Origin of the sequence: Pseudomonas sp. EL_65y_Pfl2_R96, from assembly GCF_963970905.1 — a bacterium.
GTDB lineage: Bacteria > Pseudomonadota > Gammaproteobacteria > Pseudomonadales > Pseudomonadaceae > Aquipseudomonas.
On the sequence record NZ_CAXAQH010000001.1, the window covers coordinates 81,699 to 105,043 of the forward strand.

Annotated in this window: 26 protein-coding genes; 5 read left to right on the top strand and 21 right to left on the bottom strand. The window is 60.6% G+C overall.

The window, feature by feature from the left end; translation table 11 throughout:
• Nucleotides 1-44 precede the first annotated feature (44 nt).
• Entirely contained in the window at nt 45-1,043 is a 999-nt protein-coding gene (locus AACY49_RS00390; RefSeq protein WP_258696924.1) for a sulfate ABC transporter substrate-binding protein, read from the top strand.
• A gap of 87 nt (nt 1,044-1,130) precedes the next feature.
• Here the strand turns inward: AACY49_RS00390 and AACY49_RS00395 are convergent, their stop codons facing one another.
• Entirely contained in the window at nt 1,131-1,760 is a 630-nt protein-coding gene (locus tag AACY49_RS00395) for a hypothetical protein (RefSeq protein WP_258696925.1), read from the bottom strand.
• A 235-nt stretch (nt 1,761-1,995) separates the two neighbouring features.
• Between AACY49_RS00395 and AACY49_RS00400 the strand changes: the two genes are divergently transcribed.
• A complete protein-coding gene (locus AACY49_RS00400) occupies nt 1,996-3,201 on the top strand; it encodes an MFS transporter (protein ID WP_339521345.1) in 1,206 nt (401 codons plus the stop codon).
• Nucleotides 3,202-3,365: 164 nt separating this feature from the next.
• Nucleotides 3,366-4,253 carry a LysR family transcriptional regulator gene (locus AACY49_RS00405; RefSeq protein WP_339521346.1) on the top strand — a complete coding sequence of 296 codons (888 nt, stop codon included), beginning with the start codon at nt 3,366-3,368 and terminating at the stop codon, nt 4,251-4,253.
• Nucleotides 4,254-4,323: 70 nt separating this feature from the next.
• On the opposite strand, the gene AACY49_RS00410 is transcribed toward AACY49_RS00405, so the two are convergent.
• The 10 genes from AACY49_RS00410 to ccmA form a co-directional block, all read right to left on the bottom strand.
• Entirely contained in the window at nt 4,324-4,719 is a 396-nt protein-coding gene (locus AACY49_RS00410) for a hypothetical protein (protein ID WP_258696928.1), read from the bottom strand.
• A gap of 14 nt (nt 4,720-4,733) precedes the next feature.
• Nucleotides 4,734-5,954, bottom strand: a complete 1,221-nt coding sequence (gene ccmI, locus AACY49_RS00415; protein WP_258696929.1) for a c-type cytochrome biogenesis protein CcmI — start codon at nt 5,952-5,954, stop codon at nt 4,734-4,736.
• Nucleotides 5,947-6,420, bottom strand: coding sequence for a cytochrome c-type biogenesis protein (locus AACY49_RS00420; RefSeq protein WP_258696930.1), 474 nt, complete (start codon nt 6,418-6,420; stop codon nt 5,947-5,949). Before AACY49_RS00420 ends, ccmI begins: the two co-directional genes overlap by 8 nt.
• Entirely contained in the window at nt 6,417-6,953 is a 537-nt protein-coding gene (locus tag AACY49_RS00425) for a DsbE family thiol:disulfide interchange protein (protein ID WP_258696931.1), read from the bottom strand. The genes AACY49_RS00420 and AACY49_RS00425 overlap by 4 nt, the downstream gene beginning before the upstream one ends.
• Entirely contained in the window at nt 6,950-8,938 is a 1,989-nt protein-coding gene (locus tag AACY49_RS00430; protein WP_258696932.1) for a heme lyase CcmF/NrfE family subunit, read from the bottom strand. The genes AACY49_RS00425 and AACY49_RS00430 overlap by 4 nt, the downstream gene beginning before the upstream one ends.
• Before the next feature lie 3 nt (nt 8,939-8,941).
• A complete protein-coding gene (gene ccmE, locus AACY49_RS00435) occupies nt 8,942-9,397 on the bottom strand; it encodes a cytochrome c maturation protein CcmE (RefSeq protein ID WP_258696933.1) in 456 nt (151 codons plus the stop codon).
• Nucleotides 9,394-9,570, bottom strand: a complete 177-nt coding sequence (gene ccmD / locus AACY49_RS00440; RefSeq protein WP_339521347.1) for a heme exporter protein CcmD — start codon at nt 9,568-9,570, stop codon at nt 9,394-9,396. Before ccmD ends, ccmE begins: the two co-directional genes overlap by 4 nt.
• On the bottom strand, nt 9,567-10,322 hold the full coding sequence (locus AACY49_RS00445; protein ID WP_320391397.1) for a heme ABC transporter permease: 756 nt from the start codon (nt 10,320-10,322) through the stop codon (nt 9,567-9,569). Before AACY49_RS00445 ends, ccmD begins: the two co-directional genes overlap by 4 nt.
• A gap of 78 nt (nt 10,323-10,400) precedes the next feature.
• On the bottom strand, nt 10,401-11,069 hold the full coding sequence (gene ccmB / locus AACY49_RS00450; protein WP_093225052.1) for a heme exporter protein CcmB: 669 nt from the start codon (nt 11,067-11,069) through the stop codon (nt 10,401-10,403).
• Entirely contained in the window at nt 11,066-11,701 is a 636-nt protein-coding gene (gene ccmA / locus AACY49_RS00455; protein WP_339521348.1) for a cytochrome c biogenesis heme-transporting ATPase CcmA, read from the bottom strand. Before ccmA ends, ccmB begins: the two co-directional genes overlap by 4 nt.
• Nucleotides 11,702-11,898: 197 nt before the next feature.
• On the opposite strand from ccmA, the gene fliK reads away from it, so the two are divergent.
• Both fliK and AACY49_RS00465 read left to right on the top strand, forming a co-directional pair.
• Entirely contained in the window at nt 11,899-13,473 is a 1,575-nt protein-coding gene (gene fliK, locus AACY49_RS00460; RefSeq protein ID WP_339521349.1) for a flagellar hook-length control protein FliK, read from the top strand.
• Nucleotides 13,470-13,799 carry an EscU/YscU/HrcU family type III secretion system export apparatus switch protein gene (locus AACY49_RS00465; protein ID WP_258696937.1) on the top strand — a complete coding sequence of 110 codons (330 nt, stop codon included), beginning with the start codon at nt 13,470-13,472 and terminating at the stop codon, nt 13,797-13,799. The genes fliK and AACY49_RS00465 overlap by 4 nt, the downstream gene beginning before the upstream one ends.
• A gap of 52 nt (nt 13,800-13,851) precedes the next feature.
• On the opposite strand, the gene AACY49_RS00470 is transcribed toward AACY49_RS00465, so the two are convergent.
• The 10 genes from AACY49_RS00470 to AACY49_RS00515 all read right to left on the bottom strand — a co-directional run bounded on the left by AACY49_RS00470 (nt 13,852) and on the right by AACY49_RS00515 (nt 23,343).
• Complete coding sequence (locus AACY49_RS00470; RefSeq protein WP_339521350.1) at nt 13,852-14,349, bottom strand: hypothetical protein; 498 nt, start codon at nt 14,347-14,349, stop codon at nt 13,852-13,854.
• A 282-nt stretch (nt 14,350-14,631) separates the two neighbouring features.
• Complete coding sequence (locus AACY49_RS00475) at nt 14,632-15,024, bottom strand: DUF2802 domain-containing protein (RefSeq protein ID WP_105339832.1); 393 nt, start codon at nt 15,022-15,024, stop codon at nt 14,632-14,634.
• Nucleotides 15,025-15,510, bottom strand: coding sequence for a chemotaxis protein CheW (locus AACY49_RS00480; protein ID WP_258696938.1), 486 nt, complete (start codon nt 15,508-15,510; stop codon nt 15,025-15,027). It abuts the gene before it with no gap.
• 88 nt (nt 15,511-15,598) lie between these two features.
• Nucleotides 15,599-16,465, bottom strand: a complete 867-nt coding sequence (locus AACY49_RS00485) for a CheW domain-containing protein (RefSeq protein WP_339521351.1) — start codon at nt 16,463-16,465, stop codon at nt 15,599-15,601.
• Between the two features lie 120 nt (nt 16,466-16,585).
• Nucleotides 16,586-17,374: a ParA family protein gene (locus AACY49_RS00490; protein WP_258696940.1), complete on the bottom strand. Its 789-nt coding sequence runs from the start codon at nt 17,372-17,374 to the stop codon at nt 16,586-16,588.
• A 43-nt stretch (nt 17,375-17,417) separates the two neighbouring features.
• Entirely contained in the window at nt 17,418-18,308 is an 891-nt protein-coding gene (motD, locus tag AACY49_RS00495) for a flagellar motor protein MotD (protein ID WP_339521352.1), read from the bottom strand.
• 15 nt (nt 18,309-18,323) lie between these two features.
• Nucleotides 18,324-19,064: a flagellar motor protein gene (locus AACY49_RS00500; RefSeq protein ID WP_030130561.1), complete on the bottom strand. Its 741-nt coding sequence runs from the start codon at nt 19,062-19,064 to the stop codon at nt 18,324-18,326.
• On the bottom strand, nt 19,064-20,194 hold the full coding sequence (locus tag AACY49_RS00505; RefSeq protein ID WP_339521353.1) for a protein-glutamate methylesterase/protein-glutamine glutaminase: 1,131 nt from the start codon (nt 20,192-20,194) through the stop codon (nt 19,064-19,066). The genes AACY49_RS00500 and AACY49_RS00505 overlap by 1 nt, the downstream gene beginning before the upstream one ends.
• A 49-nt stretch (nt 20,195-20,243) precedes the next feature.
• The gene (locus AACY49_RS00510) at nt 20,244-22,499 is read right to left on the bottom strand and encodes a chemotaxis protein CheA (protein WP_339521354.1); all 2,256 of its coding nucleotides are present in this window, start codon (nt 22,497-22,499) and stop codon (nt 20,244-20,246) included.
• 55 nt (nt 22,500-22,554) lie between these two features.
• Complete coding sequence (locus AACY49_RS00515; protein ID WP_258696944.1) at nt 22,555-23,343, bottom strand: protein phosphatase CheZ; 789 nt, start codon at nt 23,341-23,343, stop codon at nt 22,555-22,557.
• Between the last annotated feature and the right edge of the window lie 2 nt (nt 23,344-23,345).

The following is a 23,345-nucleotide window of genomic DNA, read 5'->3' on the forward strand; positions in this document are numbered from 1 at the left end:
GATCGCAGCCTGCGGCAGCTCCTACAAAAGACAAGGAATGCGCAGTGAAAAAACTCTTTGGCGCCTCACTTCTGGCCGCTGGCCTGGCCTTGGGCAGCGTGGCTCAGGCTGCACCGACCCTGCTTAACGTTTCCTACGACGTGATGCGAGATTTCTACAAGGACTACAACGCTGCCTTCCAGAAACACTGGCAAGCCGAGCACAACGAGAACATCACGCTGCAGATGTCCTTCGGCGGTTCCAGCAAACAGGCCCGTTCAGTGATCGATGGCCTGCCGGCTGACGTCATCACCATGAACATGGCCACCGACATCAACGCCCTGGCGGATAACGGCAAACTGGTCCCGGACAACTGGGTCACGCGCCTGCCGAACAACAGCGCGCCATTCACCTCGGCGACCGTGTTCATCGTGCGCAAAGGCAACCCGAAAGCCCTGAAAGACTGGCCGGACTTGCTCAAGGACGGCGTGCAGGTGATCGTCCCCAACCCGAAAACCTCGGGCAACGGCCGCTACACCTACCTCTCGGCCTGGGGCTATGTGCTGAAAAACGGCGGTGACGAAAACAAGGCAAAAGCTTTCGTCGGCAAACTGTTCAAACAAGCGCCAGTGCTGGATACCGGTGGCCGAGCAGCCACCACCACGTTCATGACCAACCAGATCGGTGACGTGCTGGTGACCTTCGAAAACGAAGCGGAAATGATTGCGCGTGAGTTTGGTCGTGATCAGTTTGAAGTGATTTACCCGAGTGTTTCCGCTGAAGCTGAACCACCGGTGTCCGTGGTCGACAAAGTCGTCGAGAAGAAAGGCACTCGCGCTGCCGCTGAGGAATATTTGAAGTACCTGTGGTCGCCGGAAGGTCAGGAGATTGCGGCTGCCAACTACCTGCGCCCACGTGATCCGGCCGTGTTGGCCAAGTACACCGATCGCTTCCCGAAAGTGGACTTCCTTTCGGTGGAGAAGACCTTTGGTGACTGGCGCACTGTGCAGAAGACTCACTTCAATGATGGTGGGATCTTCGATCAGATATACAGCGGTCAGTAATGCCTGAACCCAACGAAAAGGCGACCTGTGAAGGTCGCCTTTTTTGTGGGTGCATGCTTGTGTGGCGAGGGGTATTGCGTCATGCCGTTACATTGGCGGGGTTATGCCGTCCTTGCCCGCTGCAATCGATTGGGCGGTGAGTGTCCCGTCGGCACTCTGGGTCACAAACGTCACGATCTTCACGCCCACCTTCAGCAAGCTCCGATCACCCGGCACCACGTTCACAATCGGCACATCCTCCGGCACCAGAATCGTCTGCTGCCCACCCTTGTAGTTGACGGTCAGAACCCGGCCGTTGCTGACCACCAGATCACCCACGCTGCCGTTGGTCATGCTGCTGCCCTTGACCAGATCAAAAGGCCGATGGCCGTCGCCGCTGCCGGCCAGCTCCGGCGGGAACACATGGACTTCCAGGGCCTTGAGGGTGCCATCTTCCTGGGGCACGGCAGCCGAGCCGATGTAGCTGCCGGGCTTGATGTCTTCGATATTGGCCAGGGTGACGGCGTGGGTTTTGGTGTCCCTGGTCAGGTTGATCACCACATTTTCGCCGCTATTGACGTGGATTTTCATGACGTCTGCGCTGATGCCGGTGATCTCGCCGCGCACGCCTATGCGCATCCCCGGTGCGTCGGCGGCCTGAGCGAAACCTGCCGTGAACACGCCGATCAAGGTAACAACTGAAGCGCCGCGGATCAGGTGTCGGAACATCGCATTCATATTGGAGTGCCTTCCAGTTTATCGAGCATAAGAGAACATAAGCACGCTATCGAAGAGGATGTAAGTGAATGTATCATCGGATCCCAGTGTTCGGACGCATGGTTCATCGACAGGCAGCGCACACGTGCGTCACTCATTCCGCAAAGGAATGATTACTATCACTCCAAACCCTCTTCCGCCGCTCTAGCCAGCCAATTAGCCTCTGCGCATTCCTTCTTGTTCAGCGAGCCACGTTATGAATCCAGCGACTCAGGTATCCCACGGTGCCGCGACAATGACCCGAGGCATGGTGCTGCTCTTCGCCTTCTGCTGCGGCGCCATCGTGGCCAACATCTACTACGCCCAGCCGATCATCGGCCTGATCGCGCCGGACATCGGCCTCACCGACACCATGGCCAGCCTGATCGTTTCGCTGACGCAGATTGGTTATGCGCTGGGTCTGTTCTTCCTGGTGCCGCTGGGTGATCTGCTGGAAAACCGTCGCTTGATGATCATCACCACCGTGGTGGCGATTGCCAGTCTGCTGGGCGCGGCGTTCACCGATCAGCCGAACGTTTTCCTGCTGATTTCGCTGCTGGTGGGGTTCAGTTCGGTGTCGGTACAGATCCTGATTCCGCTGGCCGCCCACCTGACGCCGGAAGCGTCGCGCGGCCGCGTGGTCGGCGGCATCATGGGTGGTTTGCTACTGGGAATTCTGCTGGCCCGGCCGGTGTCCAGCGTAGTGGCCGACCACTTCGGCTGGCGCGCAATGTTCGTCATTGCAGCGGTGTTGATGGCAGCGATCAGCATCGTCCTGGCCCTGACGGTACCCAAGCGCCAGCCTGATCACAACGCCTCTTATGGCCAGTTACTGGGTTCGCTCTGGACGCTGCTGCGCCAGCAACCGGTTTTGCGTCAGCGGGCGTTTTATCAGGGTTGCATGTTCGCCACGTTCAGCCTGTTCTGGACCGCTGTACCGTTGGAACTGGCGCGCAATCATGGCCTGTCGCAAACCCAGATCGCGATCTTTGCTTTGGTCGGTGCCATCGGCGCGATTGCCGCGCCCATCGCCGGTCGACTGGCCGATGCCGGCCATACCCGCCTCGCCTCGCTGCTGGCGATGCTGTTCGCCAGCCTGAGCTTTCTGCCAGCCTTCATCCACCCGGCCTACAGCGTTATCGGCCTGGCGGTGACGGGGGTGGTGCTGGATTTCTGCGTGCAGATGAACATGGTCCTCGGCCAGCGTGCGGTCTATGCCCTCGACGCCAAAAGCCGCGGCCGTCTGAATGCGCTGTACATGACCAGCATCTTCATCGGCGGCGCGTTTGGCTCATCGGTGGCCAGTGCGGTGTACGAACATGGCGGCTGGTTGTGGATCGTGATTGTCGGCAGTGCGTTTCCATTGCTGGCGCTGTTACGGTTTTTGAGTGCTTCAGGGAAGCCTGCACTGGCGACGGCGTAACAACGTTAAAAGCACCGCGATCAAACGCAAAACCCCGTGGGAGCGGGCTTGCTCGCGAAAGCGCCAGGTCAGTCAACCTCTGCGCTGAATGTCACACTATCTTCGCGAGCCGCCGCTCCCACACGCGATCTGCGGCACTAACACGACCTGCATAAGGACTTACGATGGACCGCCTCGCCGCAATGGAAACCTTCGTCTACGTGGTGGAAACCGGTTCGTTTTCCGCTGCGGCCAGGCGCCTGAATATCGGCCAGCCCGCCGTATCGAAAGCCATCGCGCAGCTGGAAACACGGCTCGCTGTGCGGCTGCTGTTGCGCTCGACGCGCGGCCTGACACCCACCGAGGCCGGGCTGGCCTTTTTCGAGCGGGCCAAACGCGCCATCGAAGAAGCCGACGAGGCCGACAATGCAGCTCGCGGTGCCGCCACCGGCCTGAGCGGTAACCTGCGGATCTGCGCCGCGGTAACCTTTGGCCGGCTACACATCGTTCCGCACCTGGGGCCGTTTCTCGATCAAAACCCGCAGTTGAACATCGACCTGATGCTGGATGATCGCAACGTCAATCTGGTGGAAGAAGGCGTCGACGTTGCCCTGCGTATGGGCACCTTGAACGACTCCGGCCTCACCGCCCGCAAGATCGCCGAATGCCGGCGCGTGGTGCTGGGTACGCCGGCATACTTCGAAGAACGCGGCGAACCCACTTGTCCTGCCGACCTGACCCAACATCAGGCCGTGGTCTATACCTTGGGCGGCGGCGCCCATTGGCAGTTCAGCAAGGACAGCGAAGAACAATCGGTGATCATCAACGGCAGAATTCGCGTAAACGCCGCCGAGGGATTGCGTGAAGCGGTGTTGGCGCATCAGGGGCTGACCATGGCGTCTGAGTGGATGTTTGCACCGGAGCTGGCCAGCGGTGCGGTCAAGGCAATAATGAGCGATTGGTCTTTGCCGAGTCTGGACCTTTGGGCGGTGTTTCCGACGGGAAGAATGGCCAGCGCGAAGGCTCGGGCGTTTGTCGATTACGTCCAGACCTTGCTGATAAAAGAAGCCTGAGGAGGCACTCAATCAAGATCTTTTCAAACCCCAAAAAGCAAAACGGCGATCCTCGGATCGCCGTTTCCATTCACTGCCCGAATTGCCTACCCAACCCACCCGGCACACCGTGGATGTCCGTCTCTTCCCACGGCCCGTTCGGGCTGATCGAGCGGCTCCAGCCGTTGTTCCAGCGGTAGTAGGTGCGCTGGCGGTAGAAGGTGTTGGTCTGATTGTCGAGGACGTAAACGCCGAGTTTCGCGTCCCAATGGCTATTACCCCCCGGTGGCGGGGCGAAGCTGGCGGAGGTGCGTGGTACCGGTTTCGATGGTTTGATCGGCGTGCCCGGCTTGCTCGGTGTAGTCGGTTTGGTGCTCGGCTGCGAGGGCGGAATCGGCGGCAACCGTTCGGGTTCGTGCTCCTGGACCGCACAAGCGCTTAGCCCCAAAACCATACTGAGGAGAGTGATACGAGCGATGGCGGTCATGGTCGCGTTTCCTGTTATTTATCCGGGCTGTCGATGGTCAGGTTTTGTTGCGCGGTGGTGCTGGTGGCCAAGGGCTGGCTGCGACCGATCCATTCGCCGGCAGTCGGTTGGCCGGCGCGGGAGATGCGCGCAACCAGTTGGACTTCAGGGAAGTTCGACAGTTTCAACTGCGGCATCATTGCGTCGGCATCGCCCAGCTCGACGGTCACCGGCAGGTCGGCAACGGTCAGACGCTTGGCGGCCAGTGGTGCGGGTGGACCGGAGATGGCGCGGGCGAAGATGAACACGCTGTCGCCGGGCTGGACCTTGGCTTTCAAGTCCGGCGCCAGATCGACACGGACCTTGAGCAGTGCGGCGACCTTCGCGGCTGAAGCGGGAGCCTCAGCCTGAACTTGAGCCACCTTGCCACCGCTGGCTTCCAGCTTCTCGGCGGCCCGAGCGATGCCGCCTTGCAGCGCGACACGGGATTGATCATCCGGCGGCAGTTGCGCCAGCAGGCGACTCCAATAGTCGATGGCTGCCTGGTAACGCTCGCCTTCGAAGGCCGCGATGCCCAGCAGACCGAGACTGGTGACTTCCTTTGGATCGGTTTTCAGCGCTTCGTCGGTCAGGGCCTGGACCTTGTCCGACCACTTCTTGCCATCGGCGAAGTATTGGGCCTGAGCCCACTGCCCGAGCAGTTCCGGCTGACGACCGGCCAACGTCACGGTGCGTTCGAAGATCTTCGCTGCATCGGCCGGACGGTCCTGAGCCATGTAAGTGCGGCCGAGGAAGTACAGGCCTTCGGCCGAATCCGGTTGGGCGGCAACCGCACGTTCCAGGCGACGGGTCATCTCTTCCATCGACTGCGGCGCCTGAGCGAATTCGCGGGTCAGCTCGACTTTGTCGCTGGCGCCGAAATGCAGGTACAGCCCAAGGCCCAGCACCGGTACCAGAATCGCCGCCAGCAATGGCAATGGTTTGCCCAGACGCGACACACGCGGCGCCTCGACGCCCTCGGTGTCAGCGAGCAGTTCACGGGCAGCTTCGGCGCGGCCGGTGTCCATTTGTTCGGCGTTGAGCACGCCCTCTTCCTGCTGAGTCTGCAACTCAGCCACGCGCTCCTGATAAAGCGCGACGTTCAGTGCCGTGCGGTCCTCTTCAAGCTGAGCGCGGCGACCACGCAGAACGGGGATCAGCAGAAAACTCAGGGCAATCAGGAGCAGCAGGCCTGCAGCGAGCCAGAAATCAATCATTCTTGGTTTTATCCAACAGGTGGTCGAGGCGCTCGCGCTCATCAAAGGAAAGCGCATCCGGGCTGTCAGTGCGTTGCACGCGACGACGGCGGATAATCACGGCGATGACTACAAAACCGCCCAGCAACAGGCCAGCGGGGCCGAACCAGAGCAATGCGGTTTTAGCGTTCAACGCGGGTTTGTAGCGGACGAAATCACCGTAGCGGTCGACCATGAAATCGATGATCTGCTGGTTGTCCTTGCCCTCGCCGAGCATGCGGAAAATCTCTTTGCGCAGGTCGGCGGCGATCGGTGCGTTGGAGTCGGCGATGTCCTGATTCTGGCACTTGGGGCAACGCAGCTCCTTGGTCAGCTCACGAAAACGCTCGCGGTCGCCTTCTTTGGCGAACTCATAGGTGTCGATGGCCGCGTGGGCCACACCGGCCATGCTCAAACCCAGCACGGCGGCGGCAATCCAGCGCTTCATGGCTTGGCCTCGTCGACCAGCGCCTGATATTTGGCCGCCAGTTTTTCGCGCCAGACTTGTTCGTCGATCACGCCGACGAATTTGTCGCGGATGATGCCCTTGGCGTCGATGAAAAAGGTTTCCGGTGCACCGTACACGCCAAGGTTCAGGCCCAGGGTGCCGGCATCGTCACGGATGTCCAGTTGATACGGGTTGTGGAACTCGGCCAGCCACTTCAAGGCGTCCGCGTTGGTGTCCTTGTAGTTGATGCCGTAGATCACCACGCCCTTCTCGGCCAGTTTGTTCAACACCGGGTGCTCGACCCGGCAGGAAATGCACCAGGTGCCCCAGACGTTGACCAGTGCCGGTTTACCCAGAATGTCTGCTTTGCTCAGGGTTTTGTCGCCCTGCACCGACGGCAGGGAAAACTCCGGGAACGGTTTGTTGATCATCGCCGAGGGCAACTCGGCCGGGTCCAGGTACAGCCCGCGATACAGAAAAACAGCAACCACCAGAAAAATCGCCAGTGGCAACAGCATCAACCAACGTCTCATGCAGTGGCTCCCGTCATGCCGAGCGCTTCACGCACGCGGCTTTTCACCTTGACCCGATAACGACGATCCAGCGCCGCCAGTAACCCGCCCAAGCCAGTGAGCAACCCGCCGAACCAGATCCAGCGCACGAACGGTTTGACGTGCACGCGGACCGCCCAGGCGCCCTCGCCCAGCGGCTCGCCCAAGGCGACGTAAAGATCACGGGTGAAACCGGCGTCGATCCCGGCTTCGGTCATCACCGAGTTCTGCACGGTGTAGAGGCGTTTTTCCGGGTGCAGCACGCTGACTTCCTTGCCGCCCTTGATCACCCGTACGGTGCCCTTGTCGGACGTGAAGTTCGGCCCTTCGAAGTGCTTGGCGCCTTCGAACACAAATTGATAACCGGCCAGGCTCATGGACTCACCCGGCGCCAGGCGCAGATCACGCTCGGCACTGTTCTGGCTCGACAACACGACACCCAGCGCGCACACGGCGATACCCAAATGGGCGAGTTGCATGCCCCAATAGCTGCGGGTCAGGGTCGGCAGGCCTTTGATCAGGCCCTTGTGGCGAGTCTTGTCGAAGATATCCCGCACACCGGCCAGCAACACCCAGGCAGCCAGCATGAAGGTCGCCAGCACCGCCCAGTTGAAATCGCCATAAGCGACGCCCGCCACCACGGCCAACGCAGCACTGCCGAGCAACACCGGGGTCAGCATGCTCATCAGCCATTTGACCGGGGTGTCTTTCCAGCGCACCAGCATGCCGACCGCCATCACCACCATCAGCAACGCCATCAATGGAATGAACAGCGCGTTGAAGTACGGCGGGCCGACCGACAGCTTGGCGCCGGTCAGCGCATCGAGAATCAGCGGGTACAAGGTGCCCAGCAGGATCATCGAAGCGGCCACCACCAGCACCAGGTTATTGCCCAGCAGCAGGGTTTCCCGGGACCAGAGGTTGAAGCCGACATGGCTCTTGACCACCGGAGCGCGCAGAGCGAACAGCGTCAGCGAACCACCGACCACGAACAGCAGGAATATCAGGATGAACACGCCGCGCTCAGGGTCGGACGCAAAGGCGTGAACCGAGGTCAGCACGCCGGAACGCACCAGGAAGGTTCCGAGCAAGCTCAACGAGAACGCAGCGATGGCCAGCAACACCGTCCAGCTCTTGAACACGCCACGTTTTTCCGTGACCGCCAACGAGTGAATCAGCGCCGTGCCCACCAGCCAAGGCATGAAGGACGCGTTTTCCACCGGATCCCAGAACCACCAGCCGCCCCAGCCGAGTTCGTAGTAGGCCCACCAGGAGCCCAGCGTAATGCCGATACCGAGGAAGGCCCAGGCGACGATGGTCCACGGACGGGACCAGCGCGCCCACGCCGCATCGAGACGACCGCCCAGCAGCGCGGCGATGGCGAAGGAAAACGCCACGGAGAAACCGACATAGCCCATGTACAGCATCGGCGGGTGAACGATCAGGCCGATGTCTTGCAGCAGTGGATTAAGGTCGCGCCCATCCGCCGGCATCTGCGGCAGGATCCGGGCGAACGGGTTGGACGTCATGATCAGGAACAGCAGGAAACCGGTGCTGATCATGCCCATCACTGCCAGCACCCGGGCCAGCATCACTTGCGGCAACTGCCGGGAGAACACCGACACCGCGAAGGTCCAGCCGCCGAGGATCAACGCCCACAGCAGCAACGAACCTTCGTGAGCGCCCCATACCGCGCTGAATTTGTAATACCACGGCAAGGCGCTGTTGGAGTTGCTGGCCACATAGGCGACGGAGAAGTCGTCCACCATGAACGCGTAAGTCAGGCAACCGAAGGCGAACAGCAAAAACGCGAACTGCCCCCACGCGGCCGGCTGGGCCAGGCTCATCCACAAGCGATCGCCACGCCAGGCACCGAGCAATGGCACCACCGCTTGAACCAGCGCGAAACACAGCGCGAGGATCATGGCCAGGTGGCCCAGCTCTGGTATGAAGATGCCGGAAGTCATGGATCAACCCTCCTTCGCGGGTGTAGGGGCGGATTGACCACTATCTTTCAACGCCTTGGTCACTTCCGGTGGCATGTACTTCTCGTCGTGCTTGGCCAGCACTTCGTCGGCCACCACCACGCCGTCGGCGTTGAGCTTGCCGAGGGCAACGATGCCCTGCCCTTCGCGGAACAGGTCCGGAAGGATGCCGCGGTAGCTGATGGTTACGGATTTGTTGAAGTCGGTGACGATGAACTTCACGTCCAGGGAATCGCCGGAACGTTGCAGCGAACCTTTCTCGACCATGCCGCCGGCGCGAATGCGCGTGTCGTGCGGGGCTTCGCCGTTGGCGATCTGGGTCGGGGTGTAAAACAGATTGATGTTCTGCTTCAAGGCGCTCAAGGCCAGGCCGACGGCGGCGCCGACACCGAGCAGGATCGCGAAAATGATGATAAGACGCTTTTTACGCAGCGGATTCACTGGCCGTTCTCCCGGCGCAAACGACGCGCCTCTTGTTGCAGATACCGCTTGCGGGCCAGGATCGGCGCCGCCACGTTGAGGGCCAGCACCGCCAGGCAGATGCCATAGGCTGACCAGACATACAGGGCATGATGGCCCATGGCGAGGAAGTCGCCGAATGAAGCAAAACTCATCGAGCGGCCTCCAGACTGTTCTGCACTTCGGTTTTCACCCAGCTCGCCCGAGCTTCGCGCTTGAGCACTTCAAGGCGCATGCGCAGCAACAGCACCGCGCCGAAGAAACAGTAGAAACCCAGCGCCGTCAGCAGCAGTGGCAGCCACATCTCGGCGGGCATCGCCGGTTTTTCGGTGAGGGTGAACGTCGCGCCCTGGTGCAGGGTGTTCCACCACTCCACCGAGTATTTGATGATCGGGATGTTGATCACGCCGACGATCGCCAGCACCGCGCAGGCCTTGGCCGCGCTGTCACGATTGCTGATGGCGTTGCCCAGCGCAATAAGACCGAAGTACAGAAACAGCAGAATCAGCATGGACGTTAGTCGCGCATCCCAGACCCACCACGAACCCCAGGTCGGTTTGCCCCAGATCGCACCTGTGACCAGCGCCACGGCGGTCATCCAGGCACCGATGGGCGCCGCGCATTGCAGGGCGACGTCGGCCAGTTTCATTTTCCACACCAGCCCGACAATGCCGCACACGGCCAGCATCACATAGATGGACTGCGCCAGCATGGCGGCGGGAACGTGGATATAGATGATGCGAAAGCTGTTGCCTTGCTGGTAGTCCGGCGGCGCGAAGGCCAGGCCCCAGACCACGCCGACGCCGATCAGCAGCAACGCCGCGACGCTCAGCCACGGCAGCAGTTTGCCGCTGATGCCGTAAAACCATTTGGGTGAGCCGAGCTTATGAAACCAGGTCCAGTTCATTGCTGTTTCCATCACGGGTGCTGCTCGTTGTCCCAAGCAGCCAAGGGTCTTTACTGATCAATAATTGACCAGACCTCATTATTCGCCGACGCTGATCTTCAGGCCAGCAGCTATTGCAAAAGGTGTAAGGGTTATCGCCAGGGCGGTCAGGCTACCAAGCCACAAGAGATAACCAGTCGCCGGCATGCCCTGCAATGCCGCCTGCAAGGCGCCACTGCCAAGAATCAACACCGGGATGTACAGCGGCAGAATCAGCAGCGCCAGCAACAGGCCACCACGTTTCAATCCTACCGTCAGCGCCGCGCCCACCGCGCCGAGCAGGCTCAGCACCGGTGTACCCAGCAATAAGGAAAGCAGCAACACCGGCAGACAGGCGGCAGGCAAACCGAGCATCAACGCCAGCAAGGGCGCGAGCAAAACCAGTGCCAGGCCGGAAAAGGCCCAGTGTGCCAGTACCTTGGCCAGCACCAGAAGAGGCAGAGGGTGCGACGAAAGGACCCACTGTTCAAGGGATCCGTCTTCGAAATCACTGCGGAAAAGCCCGTCCAGCGAGAGCAGAACCGATAAAAGCGCCGCCACCCAGACCAGTCCCGGAGACAAGGTTTGCAACAATTGAGACTCGGGGCCGACCGCTAATGGGAACAGCGAAACGACGATGGCGAAGAATACGAGCGGATTGGCCAGTTCCGCAGGACGGCGGAACAGCAAACGTGCCTCGCGGGCGACCAACAGGCCGAAAACACTCATACGGCCCAGTTCCCCAAATCAATGTCACGATAGCCGGCCGGCATCCGGGTCAGGGTGTGGTGAGTGGTCAGAACGACCATACCTCCGCTCTCGCAGTGCGCGGCCAGGTGTTCTTCGAGTTGCGCCACGCCTTGTTTGTCGAGCGCGGTGAACGGCTCATCGAGGATCCACAGCGGCGGGCTGTCCAGATACAACCGCGCCAACGCCACGCGACGTTGCTGGCCGGCAGACAGGGTGTGGCAGGGAACATCCTCGAAACCGCGCAGTCCCACCGCCGCCAGTGCCTGCCAGATCGCCTCATGGGAGGCCGGTTGATGCAAGGCGCAAAGCCAACTGAGGTTTTCTTCGGGGGTCAGCAGGTCCTTGATCCCGGCGGCGTGGCCGATCCACAACAGGTTGCGCGCCAGTTCGCCGCGTTGCTCGTTCAATGGCTGGCCGTTGAGCAATACTTGACCGGCGGTCGGGTGCATCAAACCGCAAAGCAGGCGCAAAAGGCTGGTTTTGCCACTGCCGTTAGGGCCGCTGATCTGTAACATTTCGCCACTGGCCAGTCGCAATTCGAGATTTTCGAAGAGCAGCCGAAGGTCTCGCTCACAGGCAAGGGCAACGGTTTGCAGGACAGGACTGGTCAAGAGATCACGGGCCTTATACGGTTCAAGTCGGCTCGGGCACGGCCGTTAAAGAGATGCAGCATAGATGCAATGACGGCTTGTTCTAGAGAGCTGCGTCAAACAATTGCAATGTTTTCGCCACTCAGCGAAAGACGGGCGGCATTATACATGCCGTCCCTTACTCTCAAGAGTGCAATTTCCTCAGGTTGTGTCCGCGTATGACAGGCGAAATGAACATCCTCCCGCTGCCGCAGACCACGCCCGCGACATCGCGGCCGCTGGTGGTGAGCGGTGATCTACTCAAGCTGCTGACGCCGATGGAGGGCCTGATCTCCGTTGGGCAAACCGCCAAGGCTGAAGTGCTCTCGCTCAAGCAGACGGATCAGACTTTTCAACTGTTACTCAAAGTCACCCTCGACAGCGGCCGCCAAGCTACCGTTCAGGCCACCAGCACCCAGCCGCTGCCCCAAGGCACCAGCCTGGCGATTACCCAGCCGTCGGCGGGTAATCTGGCGGTCACGGTGCAACAGGCCATCGCCTCCAGCGTCGCCACCCTCACCCGCATCGACACGGCGCAACTGCCGGTCGGCACCCTGCTGCAAGGCAAAGTGCTGACCTCTCAGGTGATGCCGCAAGTGCCAGGCCAGCCGACGGTGTTTCGTTCGATGGTGAGCCTGCTCAACACCGCACTGAGCGGCAGCACGCTGAGCATCGACAGCCCGACGCCGCTGCGCATCGGCACCTTGCTGAGCGCCTTGGTGCAGGACACCCAGACACTGAAATTCGTGCCATTGAGCAGCCGTCAGGAGCAGCTGGCGGTGACCCAACAACTGGTCAGCCAGCAAAGTCGCCAGGGTTCTCTGGATGGCTTGATCAAAGTCCTGCAAAACCTGCCGCCGTCGGATCAGACCTCCAGCGACCTGCGCGCCGCCGTAGACAAACTGCTCGCCGGCCTGCCGGACGTCCAGCAACTGAGTACGCCTAAAGGCCTGGCCCAGGCGTTGGCCAACAGCGGCCTGTTCCTCGAAGCCAAATTGCTGACCGGACAAAACCCGACGCTGACGCCTGACATGAAAGGCGACCTGCTCAAGCTGATCGCACAACTGACGCCGGGCCTGCCAGCCAACACCAACCTCAACGCAATCATCGCCGCCAATACACTGGCGCAGGCGCTGCCGAGTTTCGTGCGCAGCGCCCTCGGCATGCTCGGGCAAGTCAGCGCCAAGCCGCAGCCGACCAGCTTCCCCCTGCCCGCGCGCTTGCTGCAAAGCCAGGACGGAGAAGGCGATCTGGAGCACTTGCTGCGTTTGGCCGCGGCGGCCGTCTCGCGCCTGCAAAGCCATCAACTGTCGAGCCTGGAACAGACTGGCGTCACCGACGACGGTCGACTGCTCAGCACCTGGCAGCTGGAAATCCCCATGCGCAACCTGCAGGACATCGTGCCGTTGCAGGTCAAATTCCAGCGCGAAGAAGCGCCCGAGAAAGAACAACCGCACGAACGCCGCGACGAACGCGAACCCAAGCAACAGCTGTGGCGCGTCGAGCTGGCATTCGACATGGAACCGTTGGGGCCGTTGCAGATTCAGGCCCAGTTGATCAAAGGCAGCCTCTCCAGTCAGCTCTGGGCCGAACGACCGTACACCGCAAGCCTGATCGAAAGCAATCTGGCCGGGCTGCGCGAACGCCTGCTGGCGTCAGGCCTGAACGTCGGCGATCTGGACTGCCGCCTCGGCACACCGCCACAAGGCCCTCAAACCCGCCTCGAACAACGCTGGGTCGACGAAACCGCATGAACGATTCCACCGCACCACGCCAGGCCATCGCCCTCAAATACGACGGCACCCACGCCCCGACCCTCACGGCCAAAGGTGATGAAGAACTGGCCGAAGAAATTCTGCGGATCGCCCGGGATTATGAGGTGCCGATCTATGAAAACGCCGAGCTGGTGAAACTGCTGGCGCGGATGGAACTGGGGGACAGCATTCCGGAGGAGTTGTATCGCACGATTGCCGAGATTATTGCGTTTGCGTGGAATTTGAAGGGCAAGTTTCCGGCGGGGCATGATCCGCATGTACCAATGGTCGAGAAGGATGTCACCGATCGCGGGGACGATTACTGACAGGGCTATCTTTTGATCTTTTGCTCTTCTCAGTTTCTGTGCAACTTACTCATCAACTCCCCGCCTTCACGTTAGCGGACTTAAAAAAAGACAACAGCCTGAGACTACGACCGACAATCAACCCGTTAATAAGCCCAGCCCCCAGTCCAGACCATGCCACCACCGGCACCTCATTGGCCTGCTCTGGATATATAGCCGCCTGGTATCCACAGTAGTAACGCCAGGCAAAGAAACACCAATACACAATTAGCACCTTGATGGTGCCACCCAGCACCAGACTTTCCCCCTCGCGTTCCACGTTGTGGTACGAGTAAAAGCGCAATGCCAGCATCCACCCTGCCAACAAACCTAGTGCATATGCCGAGAGCGGGATTGCAACGCCTTGAGAGAGTTTCAGCGACGCCAAGGAAATGGCGACGAATATCGCGGGGGTAATCTGCAAAGACCTTTTCGATTCATGATTCTTGAAGCAGGCAAGAACACCGTAATAAGTCAGAATAAAAAAGACCGCATAAACCCACAGCGGTGTACCACGTAGAATATCGAGCATAGGCCTCTTTGGCACCGTACATGCCTGGAACAAGCGTCGTTGTCCAGCGGCGATGGAACATTGAATTGATGATCAAGTTACCGATGGCGGGGCGCGATCACAAGCCGGAGGAATCCGGAAAAACTATAGGCAGAGGACTACGGCAACGTAATCCCTATCTGAGGACGGATTATTCATTGGCGTTTAAAAGCAAAAGATCGCAGCCTTCGGCAGCTCCTACAGGAATACGTAAACCCATGTAGGAGCTGCCGAAGGCTGCGATCTTTTGATCTTTTGCTCTTCTCAGTTTCTGTGCAACTTACTCATCAACTCCGCCTCAGCCTGGGTCAACCCGCAAGACTGAGTCAGTTCATCGACGCTGGCCCCCATCCCCACCAGGCGCGCGGCCTGGGCGAAGGAAAGGCTCGACGGATCACGCTGCTCCAACTGCGCCAGTTTGTCCGGCAACGGGCCGACGACCGCGCGCAGTTCGTGCAGGTCTTCACCCATGCGCACGTTACCGTTCTGGTAGTCGTCGACGCGCTTGGCCAAGTCCTTGATGCGCTGATCGCGCAACGCATCGCCCTGGGCCTGTTGCGCGGCGATCTGCCTTTGAGCGCGGATGTACGCCAGGAACATCGCCAGCGTGCCTGCCCACAAGAGGAACAGGACAATCACAGCCACCTCAAGAATCAATCAGATACTCTCCAGTTCCGACCATTCTTCTTCGCTCATCATCTTGTCCAGCTCGACCAGGATCAGCAATTCGTTGTTCTTGTTGCACACGCCTTGAATGAACTTGGCGGACTCTTCGTTACCGACGTTCGGCGCGGTCTCGATTTCCGACTGACGCAGGTAAACCACTTCAGCCACGCTGTCGACCATGATCCCGACCACTTGCTTGTCGGCTTCAATGATGACGATACGGGTGTTGTCGCTGACGTCGACCGTGCCCAGGCCGAAACGCTGGCGGGTGTCGATCACGGTGACCACGTTGCCGCGCAGGTTGATGATGCCCAGCACGTAGCTCGGGGCACCCGGCACCGGAGCGATTTCGGTGTAGCGCAGGACTTCCTGAACGCGCATCACGTTGATGCCGTAGGTTTCATTGTCCAGTTTGAAGGTCACCCATTGCAGGATCGGATCTTCAGAACCTTTTGCATTCGTCGCTTGACTGCTCATACCTGACCCCTCGAAAAACCGCTCTTGGCGGTGTGTGTTCTGTGTGGCGGCATTCAACAATGCCGTCGCCTGCTTGTTATGTCGGCTGTTACGTCGATTTGTGTAGCGGCTTACTGCCGCCCATGTGCTTCGCCCCGCCGCTGGCGATCAATTCGGCCAGTGCGGCGACATCGAGCAAAGCGCACATGTGTTCAATCACCGTGCCGGCGAGCCATGGCCGCTGCCCCCGGTGACTTCTCCATTTGATTTCGTTCGGGTCCAGGCGCAACGAGCGGCTGACCTGATGCACCGCCAGCCCCCATTCGTAGCCCTGAACCGAAATAACGTATTGCAGGCCCTGGCGGAAATCATCACGGTAGCGGTCCGGCATGACCCAGCGCGCGGTGTCCAGGACTTTCAGGTTGCCGGCCTGGCTCGGCAGGATCCCGAGGAACCATTCCGGCTGACCGAACAGCGGCGTCAGCTCGTGCCCGGCCAGGGAATAAATCGAGCCCAGGCACACCAGCGGCACCGCCAGGGTCAACCCGGCGACGTCGAACAACAGGCATTCGAACGGCTCGGCAGCCCAGGCCGGACGGCCATCGGTTTCCACCGGAGGCGGCGTGTTGCTCGGCGGCAGATGAACCTCGACCACCGGCGGCACCAACGCTTGCAGCAACGGTGCAATCGTCGACACGGGCGCCAGAATCGGTGTCGGCGCTTCGATCACGGCCACTGGTGCTTTCACCGCTGGCTCGACGATTGGCGCTGCCACCACGGCGGGTTTCTGCGCATCGCGAGCCTGCTCTTCGAGCACCGCCGCCTGGAACTCGTTCAGAGAGGCTTGCGGCTCGACAACCTCGGGCAATACCTCGATTTCTGGCAACAACTCTTCGGTCGCTTCCTGCAGCAAGCCGTCCAGATAGGACTGGAGGGCCAGTTGCGGGCGCGAGGTGATCTGCACCGGCCGATTCACTGGAACACTTCCGTAGGAGCTGTCGAAGGCTGCGATCTTTTAACGGTTTCGAAGACGCCACAAAGCCAGATCAAAAGATCGCAGCCTGCGGCAGCTCCTACAGGGATAATTGGGTTCATCTCAAGCCACCTGCGGAACAAGTTGCTGCGCCAGCAGATGCTTGAGCAGTGCACGGTACGCGAGGACACCACGGCTCTTGCCGTCGAATTGCGAAGGCGTCAGCCCCGCCCGGCTCGCGTCACGCAAGCGGGTATCGATCGGAATGTAGCCTTGCCAGATTTCTTCCGGGTACTTGTCGCGCAGCACACGAAGGGTGCCGAGAGAAGCCTGGGTGCGGCGGTCAAACAGGGTCGGCACGATGTTGAACGGCAGCGCCAGTTTGCGCGAGCGGTTGATCATCGCCAAGGTGTTGACCATGCGTTCCAGACCTTTGACGGCCAAGTGTTCGGTCTGCACCGGGATCACCAACTGCTGGCTCGCCGCCAAGGCATTGACCATCAGCACGCCGAGCAACGGCGGGCTGTCGATCACGGCGTAATCGAAGTCCTGCCAGAGTTGCGCCAGGCTCTTGGCGATCACCAGGCCCAAACCACTCTGGCCCGGCGACTGGCGCTCAAGGGTTGCCAGCGCCGTGCTCGACGGCAACAGGGAAATGCGCTCGTCACTGGTGGGCATCAGCAACTGACCGGGCAAGCCTTGCGGCACGCTGCCCTTGTGCAGAAACAGGTCGTAGCTGCTGTGTTCCAGGCTGTCGGGGTCGTAACCGAAGTAGCTGGTCATGGAGCCGTGGGGATCGAGATCGACCATGACCACACGCTTGCCCGCCTCAGCCAGCAAACCGGCTAAAGCGATGGAGGAAGTGGTTTTACCGACACCACCCTTTTGATTGGCGACTGCCCAGACTCTCATTCGGATTGTTCCTCCCGGTCGAAATGGTCGACCGAGAAATAGCTCAACGTATTAATGCGGGTGACGGAGAATTGACGGCACTCTCTCGTCCCGGCGACTTGACCGGGGTCGGTGCAGTTTGTGTGCCAGCACGCTTCAACGCGGCATCCGGTTTCGCATTGGCGGTTCCGGTGCCGGTGAGGCTGCGGCGTACATCGAGGTTTCGTGACACCACCAGCACCACCCGACGGTTGCGCGCCCGACCCTCGGCAGTGGCGTTATTGGCCACTGGCTGGAATTCGCCATAACCCACCGACGCCAAGCGGCCAGGGTTCACGCCCTGCATCGCCAGCATGCGCACGATGCTCGCCGAACGGGCCGAGGACAGCTCCCAGTTGGTCGGGTATTGCGCGGTGCGGATCGGCTGATCGTCGGTGAAGCCTTCGACGTGGATCGGGTTGTCGAACGGCCGGAGGATCGCGGCGACCTTGTCGATGATGTTGAACGCGATGTCGCTGGGCATGGCGTCGCCACTGCCGAACAACAGGCTGGAATTGAGCTCGATCTCGACCCACAACTCGTTGCCGCGCACGGTCATCTGGTTGGAGCTGATCAGGTCGCCGAACGCCGCGCTGATGTCATCGGCAATGCTTTTGAGCGGGTCGCTGGCACCGGCAATGCCGGCGTCGATCTGTTCGCTGTCCTTGACCAGCGGCTTGGCCGGGGTCACGGTCTGCGGTCGCTCTTCGCCGATGGGAATCGGCTTGAGGGCGCGGTCGGAGTCGGTAAACACCCCGATCAACGCCTCGGAAATGACCTTGTACTTGCCTTCGTTGATCGACGAAATCGAGTACATCACCACGAAGAAAGCGAACAGCAACGTAATGAAGTCGGCGTAGGAAACGAGCCAGCGTTCGTGATTGACGTGTTCTTCAGGTTGCCTGCGACGAGCCATAATCCATTTCCCCCATCAATCCATGAAGCCCTGAAGCTTCAACTCGATAGAGCGAGGGTTTTCACCTTCGGCGATCGACAGAATCCCCTCCAGCAACATCTCGCGATAACGCGACTGCCGTAACGCGATGGATTTGAGCTTGGCGGCAATCGGCAGCAGCATCAGGTTGGCACTGGCCACGCCGTAGATGGTGGCGACGAAGGCGACGGCAATGCCGCTGCCCAGTTGCGACGGATCGCCCAGGTTGCCCATGACATGGATCAGGCCCATCACCGCACCGATGATGCCAATGGTCGGCGCATAGCCGCCCATGCTTTCAAAGACTTTGGCGGCCTCGATGTCACGGCTTTCCTGGGTGTAGAAATCCACTTCCAGAATGCTGCGAATCGCTTCCGGCTCGGCGCCGTCCACCAGCAGTTGCAGACCTTTTCGCGAGTAGCTGTCGGGTTCGGCGTCGGCCACCCCTTCCAGGCCGAGCAAACCTTCCTTGCGGGCGGTGAGGCTCCAGTTCACTACGCGATCGATACCACCAGCCAGATCCACGCGAGGGGGGAAAAGAATCCAGGCGAGAATCTGCATGGCGCGCTTGAAGGCGCTCATCGGCGATTGCAGCAGCGCCGCACCGATGGTCCCACCGAGTACGATCAACGCCGCCGGGCCGTTGGCCAGCGCGCCGAGGTGACCGCCTTCAAGGTAGTTGCCGCCAATGATGGCGACGAACGCCATGATGATCCCGATCAGGCTGAGCACATCCATCAGATGCAGGCCTCAACCAGGTGCCGGCCGATATCATCCAGGCTGTACACCGCGTCCGCGAGCTCGGCTTTGACGATGGCCATCGGCATGCCGTAGATCACGCAGCTGGCTTCATCCTGAGCCCAGATCGCACTGCCGCCCTGCTTGAGCAGACGCGCGCCTTCACGACCGTCGGCGCCCATGCCGGTCAGTACCACCGCCAGAACTTTGTCACCGTAGGACTTGGCCGCGGAGCCGAAAGTGATGTCCACGCACGGTTTGTAGTTCAGACGCTCGTCGCCCGGCAGGATTTTCACCGCGCCACGGCCGTCGATCATCATCTGCTTGCCACCCGGTGCCAGCAGCGCCAGGCCCGGACGCAGGATGTCGCCATCCTCGGCTTCCTTGACGCTGATGCGGCACAGCTTGTCCAGACGCTCGGCGAAGGCCTTGGTGAAGGCTGCCGGCATGTGCTGGATCAACACGATCGGTGCCGGGAAATTGGCCGGTAACTGCGTCAGCACCCGTTGCAGCGCAACCGGGCCACCGGTGGAGGTGCCGATGGCGACCAGTTTGTAGGCTTTGCGTTTCGGCGCTGGCGACGATGGCGTCGCGGCATGGCTGCGAGCCGGAATCGGTGCCGGTGCCGGACGCGCAGGCGCGCTGCTGCCGTAACTGCCGACGCTCGAAGGCGCAGGTGTCGGGGCTGGCGCGGCTACTGGAGCCGGAGGGGTGTAGGCACTGACACGACGGTTACTGCGCGAGATGCTGAGAATCTTCTCGCACAGCAGTTGCTTGACCTTCTCCGGGTTACGGGAGATGTCTTCGAAATTCTTCGGCAGGAAGTCCACCGCGCCGGCGTCCAGCGCATCGAGGGTTACCCGGGCGCCTTCGTGGGTCAGCGAGGAGAACATCAACACCGGGGTCGGGCAGCGCTGCATGATGTGCCGCACCGCCGTGATGCCATCCATCATCGGCATCTCGTAGTCCATGGTGATCACGTCGGGCTTGAGGGCCAGTGCCTGATCGATTGCCTCTTTTCCGTTGGTCGCCGTACCGACGACCTGGATATTCGAATCCGCTGCAAGAATTTCCGAGACGCGGCGGCGGAAAAACCCCGAATCGTCCACCACCAGGACCTTGACTACCATAAACACTCCATTAGACGGGGCGAGGCTCAGTCGCCCCGCTCCCCCAGAATCAAATACGCCGTGCGGCGTAACGCTTGAGCATGCTCGGAACATCGAGAATCAGCGCAATACGGCCGTCACCGGTGATGGTGGCGCCCGACATGCCCGGGGTTCCCTGGAGCATTTTGCCCAATGGCTTGATGACCACTTCTTCCTGACCCACCAGTTGATCGACGACGAAGCCGATCCGCTGAGTGCCCACCGAAAGGATCACCACATGGCCTTCGCGCTGCTCTTCGTGAGCGGCGGAGCTGACCAGCCAGCGCTTGAGGTAGAACAGTGGCAGCGCCTTGTCCCGCACGATCACCACTTCCTGGCCGTCCACCACGTTGGTGCGCGACAGGTCGAGGTGGAAAATCTCGTTGACGTTCACCAGCGGGAACGCGAACGCCTGGTTGCCGAGCATGACCATCAGCGTCGGCATGATCGCCAGGGTCAACGGGACCTTGATGACGATCTTCGAGCCCTTGCCCTTGGTCGAGTAGATATTGATGGTGCCGTTGAGCTGGGCGATCTTGGTTTTCACCACGTCCATGCCCACGCCGCGCCCGGACACGTCGGAAATCTCGGTCTTGGTCGAGAAACCCGGCGCGAAGATCAGGTTGAAGCAATCGGACTCGCTGAGACGGTCCGCTGCATCCTTGTCCATCAGGCCTTTCTTCACGGCGATACCGCGCAGAACATCGGCATCCATGCCCTTGCCATCATCGGAGATGGACAGCAGGATGTGGTCGCCTTCCTGTTCAGCGGACAGGATCACCTTGCCGCTGCGGGGTTTGCCCATCGCTTCGCGATCAGTCGGCTCTTCGATACCGTGGTCGACCGAGTTGCGCACCAAGTGGACCAGCGGGTCGGCCAGGGCCTCGACGAGGTTTTTGTCAAGGTCGGTTTCTTCGCCGACGAGTTCCAGGTTGATCTCTTTCTTGAGCTGGCGCGCCAGGTCGCGAACCAGGCGCGGGAAGCGCCCGAAGACTTTCTTGATCGGCTGCATCCGGGTCTTCATGACCGCGGTTTGCAGGTCGGCCGTGACCACGTCGAGGTTCGACACGGCCTTGGACATGGCTTCGTCGCCGCTGTTGAGGCCCAGACGGACCAGACGGTTACGCACCAGTACCAACTCGCCGACCATGTTCATGATCTCGTCGAGACGCGCGGTATCGACCCGCACGGTGGTCTCGGCTTCGCTGGCCGGTTTTTCCGGTGGCGGCGCGGCCGGGGCACGAGCAGCAGCCGGTGCCGCGGCAGCAGCAGGCTTTGGCGCTTCGGCTTTTGGCTCGGGCGCTTTGGCGACAGGTGCAGGCGCAGCAGCCTTGGCCACGGGTGCAGCGACCGAGGCAGTCGCCCCGACAGCGGCGCCCACTTCAGTGAACTTGCCTTTACCGTGCAATTCGTCGAGCAGCGATTCGAATTCGTGATCGGAGATCAGATCGCCGCCGGCCGCTTTAGCGGTTGGCGCAGCCGGGGTCGGGACCGAAGCGATCGCCGATTCCAGCGCATCGACCGCAAAGGTGCCTTTGCCGTGCAACTGGTCGAGCAGTGCTTCGAACTCGTCATCGGTGATGTCGGAGCTATCGCCTGCCGCTTTCGGGGCTGCCGGTGCGGTGGGCGCCGCGGCCACTGCATCGGCGGCGAACTGGCCTTTGCCGTGCAGTTGATCGAGCAACGACTCGAATTCGGCATCGGTGATTTCGTCACTGGCCGCCGCATCGCTGGTCGGCGCCGGTACTGGAACAGCGGCGGGTGCCTCGGCCTGAGCCTTGACGGCATTCAGCGAGTCCAGCAACTGTTCGAATTCGTTATCGGTGATGTCACCGGATTCACTTTCGGCGGCAGGCTCTTGCACCGCCTCAGCGACAGGTGCCACTTCATCACCGGTTTGCGGCTCGGCCAGACGGGCCAGAGCGGCCAGCAATTCAGGCGTGGCAGCCGTGATCGGGCTGCGTTCGCGGACTTCGCTGAACATGCTGTTCACCGCGTCCAGCGCTTCGAGAACCACGTCCATCAATTCCGAGTCGACGCGACGCTCACCCTTTCGCAGGATGTCGAACACGTTCTCGGCGATGTGACAGCACTCCACCAGCTCGTTGAGCTGGAGGAAGCCGGCGCCCCCTTTTACAGTGTGAAAACCGCGAAAAATTGCATTGAGCAAGTCCGCATCATCCGGCCGGCTTTCAAGCTCGACCAGCTGTTCGGACAGTTGCTCTAGAATCTCGCCGGCCTCAACCAGGAAATCCTGAAGGATCTCTTCATCGGCGCCGAAGCTCATTAAGGGGGTGCTCCTAACAGGTCTAAAAACCTAAAAAACCTAAAATTCTAAAACTCTAAAATCCCAGGCTGGATAGCAAATCGTCCACATCGTCCTGACCGGACACAACGTCTTCTCTTTTATCGGCATGAATCTGCGGACCTTCACCCTGAGAGAGATGTTTTTGCGGATCTTTTTCAGCCAGCATCGCTTCACGGTCATGTTCGATACCCGCAAAGCGGTCGACGTGACTGGCCATGAGCACGAGCTTGAGCAGGTTGCTTTCAACTTCGGTGACCAATTGGGTCACGCGTTTGATCACCTGACCGGTGAGGTCCTGGTAATCCTGAGCCAGCAGAATGTCGTTGAGGTTGCTCGACACAACGCGATTGTCTTCGCTGCTGCGTGTCAGGAAACCGTCGACCCGCCGGGCCAGTTCGCGGAACTCTTCAGCCCCGACCTCGCGACGCATGAACCGTCCCCAATCCGTGCTCAGTGCCTGAGCTTCGTCGCTCAGGCTGTTGATCAGCGGCGTGGCGTTTTCCACCAGGTCCATGGTGCGGTTGGCCGCGGCCTCGGTCAGCTTGACCACATAACCCAGACGCTCGGTGGCATCCGTGATCTGAGACACTTCCTCGGCTTGCGGCATGTGCGGGTCAATCTGGAAATTGACGATCGCGCTATGCAGCTCGCGGGTGAGCTTGCCCACTTCCTGATACAGGCCACGGTCACGGGTCTGGTTGAGCTCATGGATCAGTTGAACAGCGTCGCCGAACTTGCCTTTTTCAAGGCTTTCGACCAGTTCGACCGCGTGTTTTTTCAGGGTCGACTCAAAATCGCCCTGTGAAGATTCGATATGCTCCATAG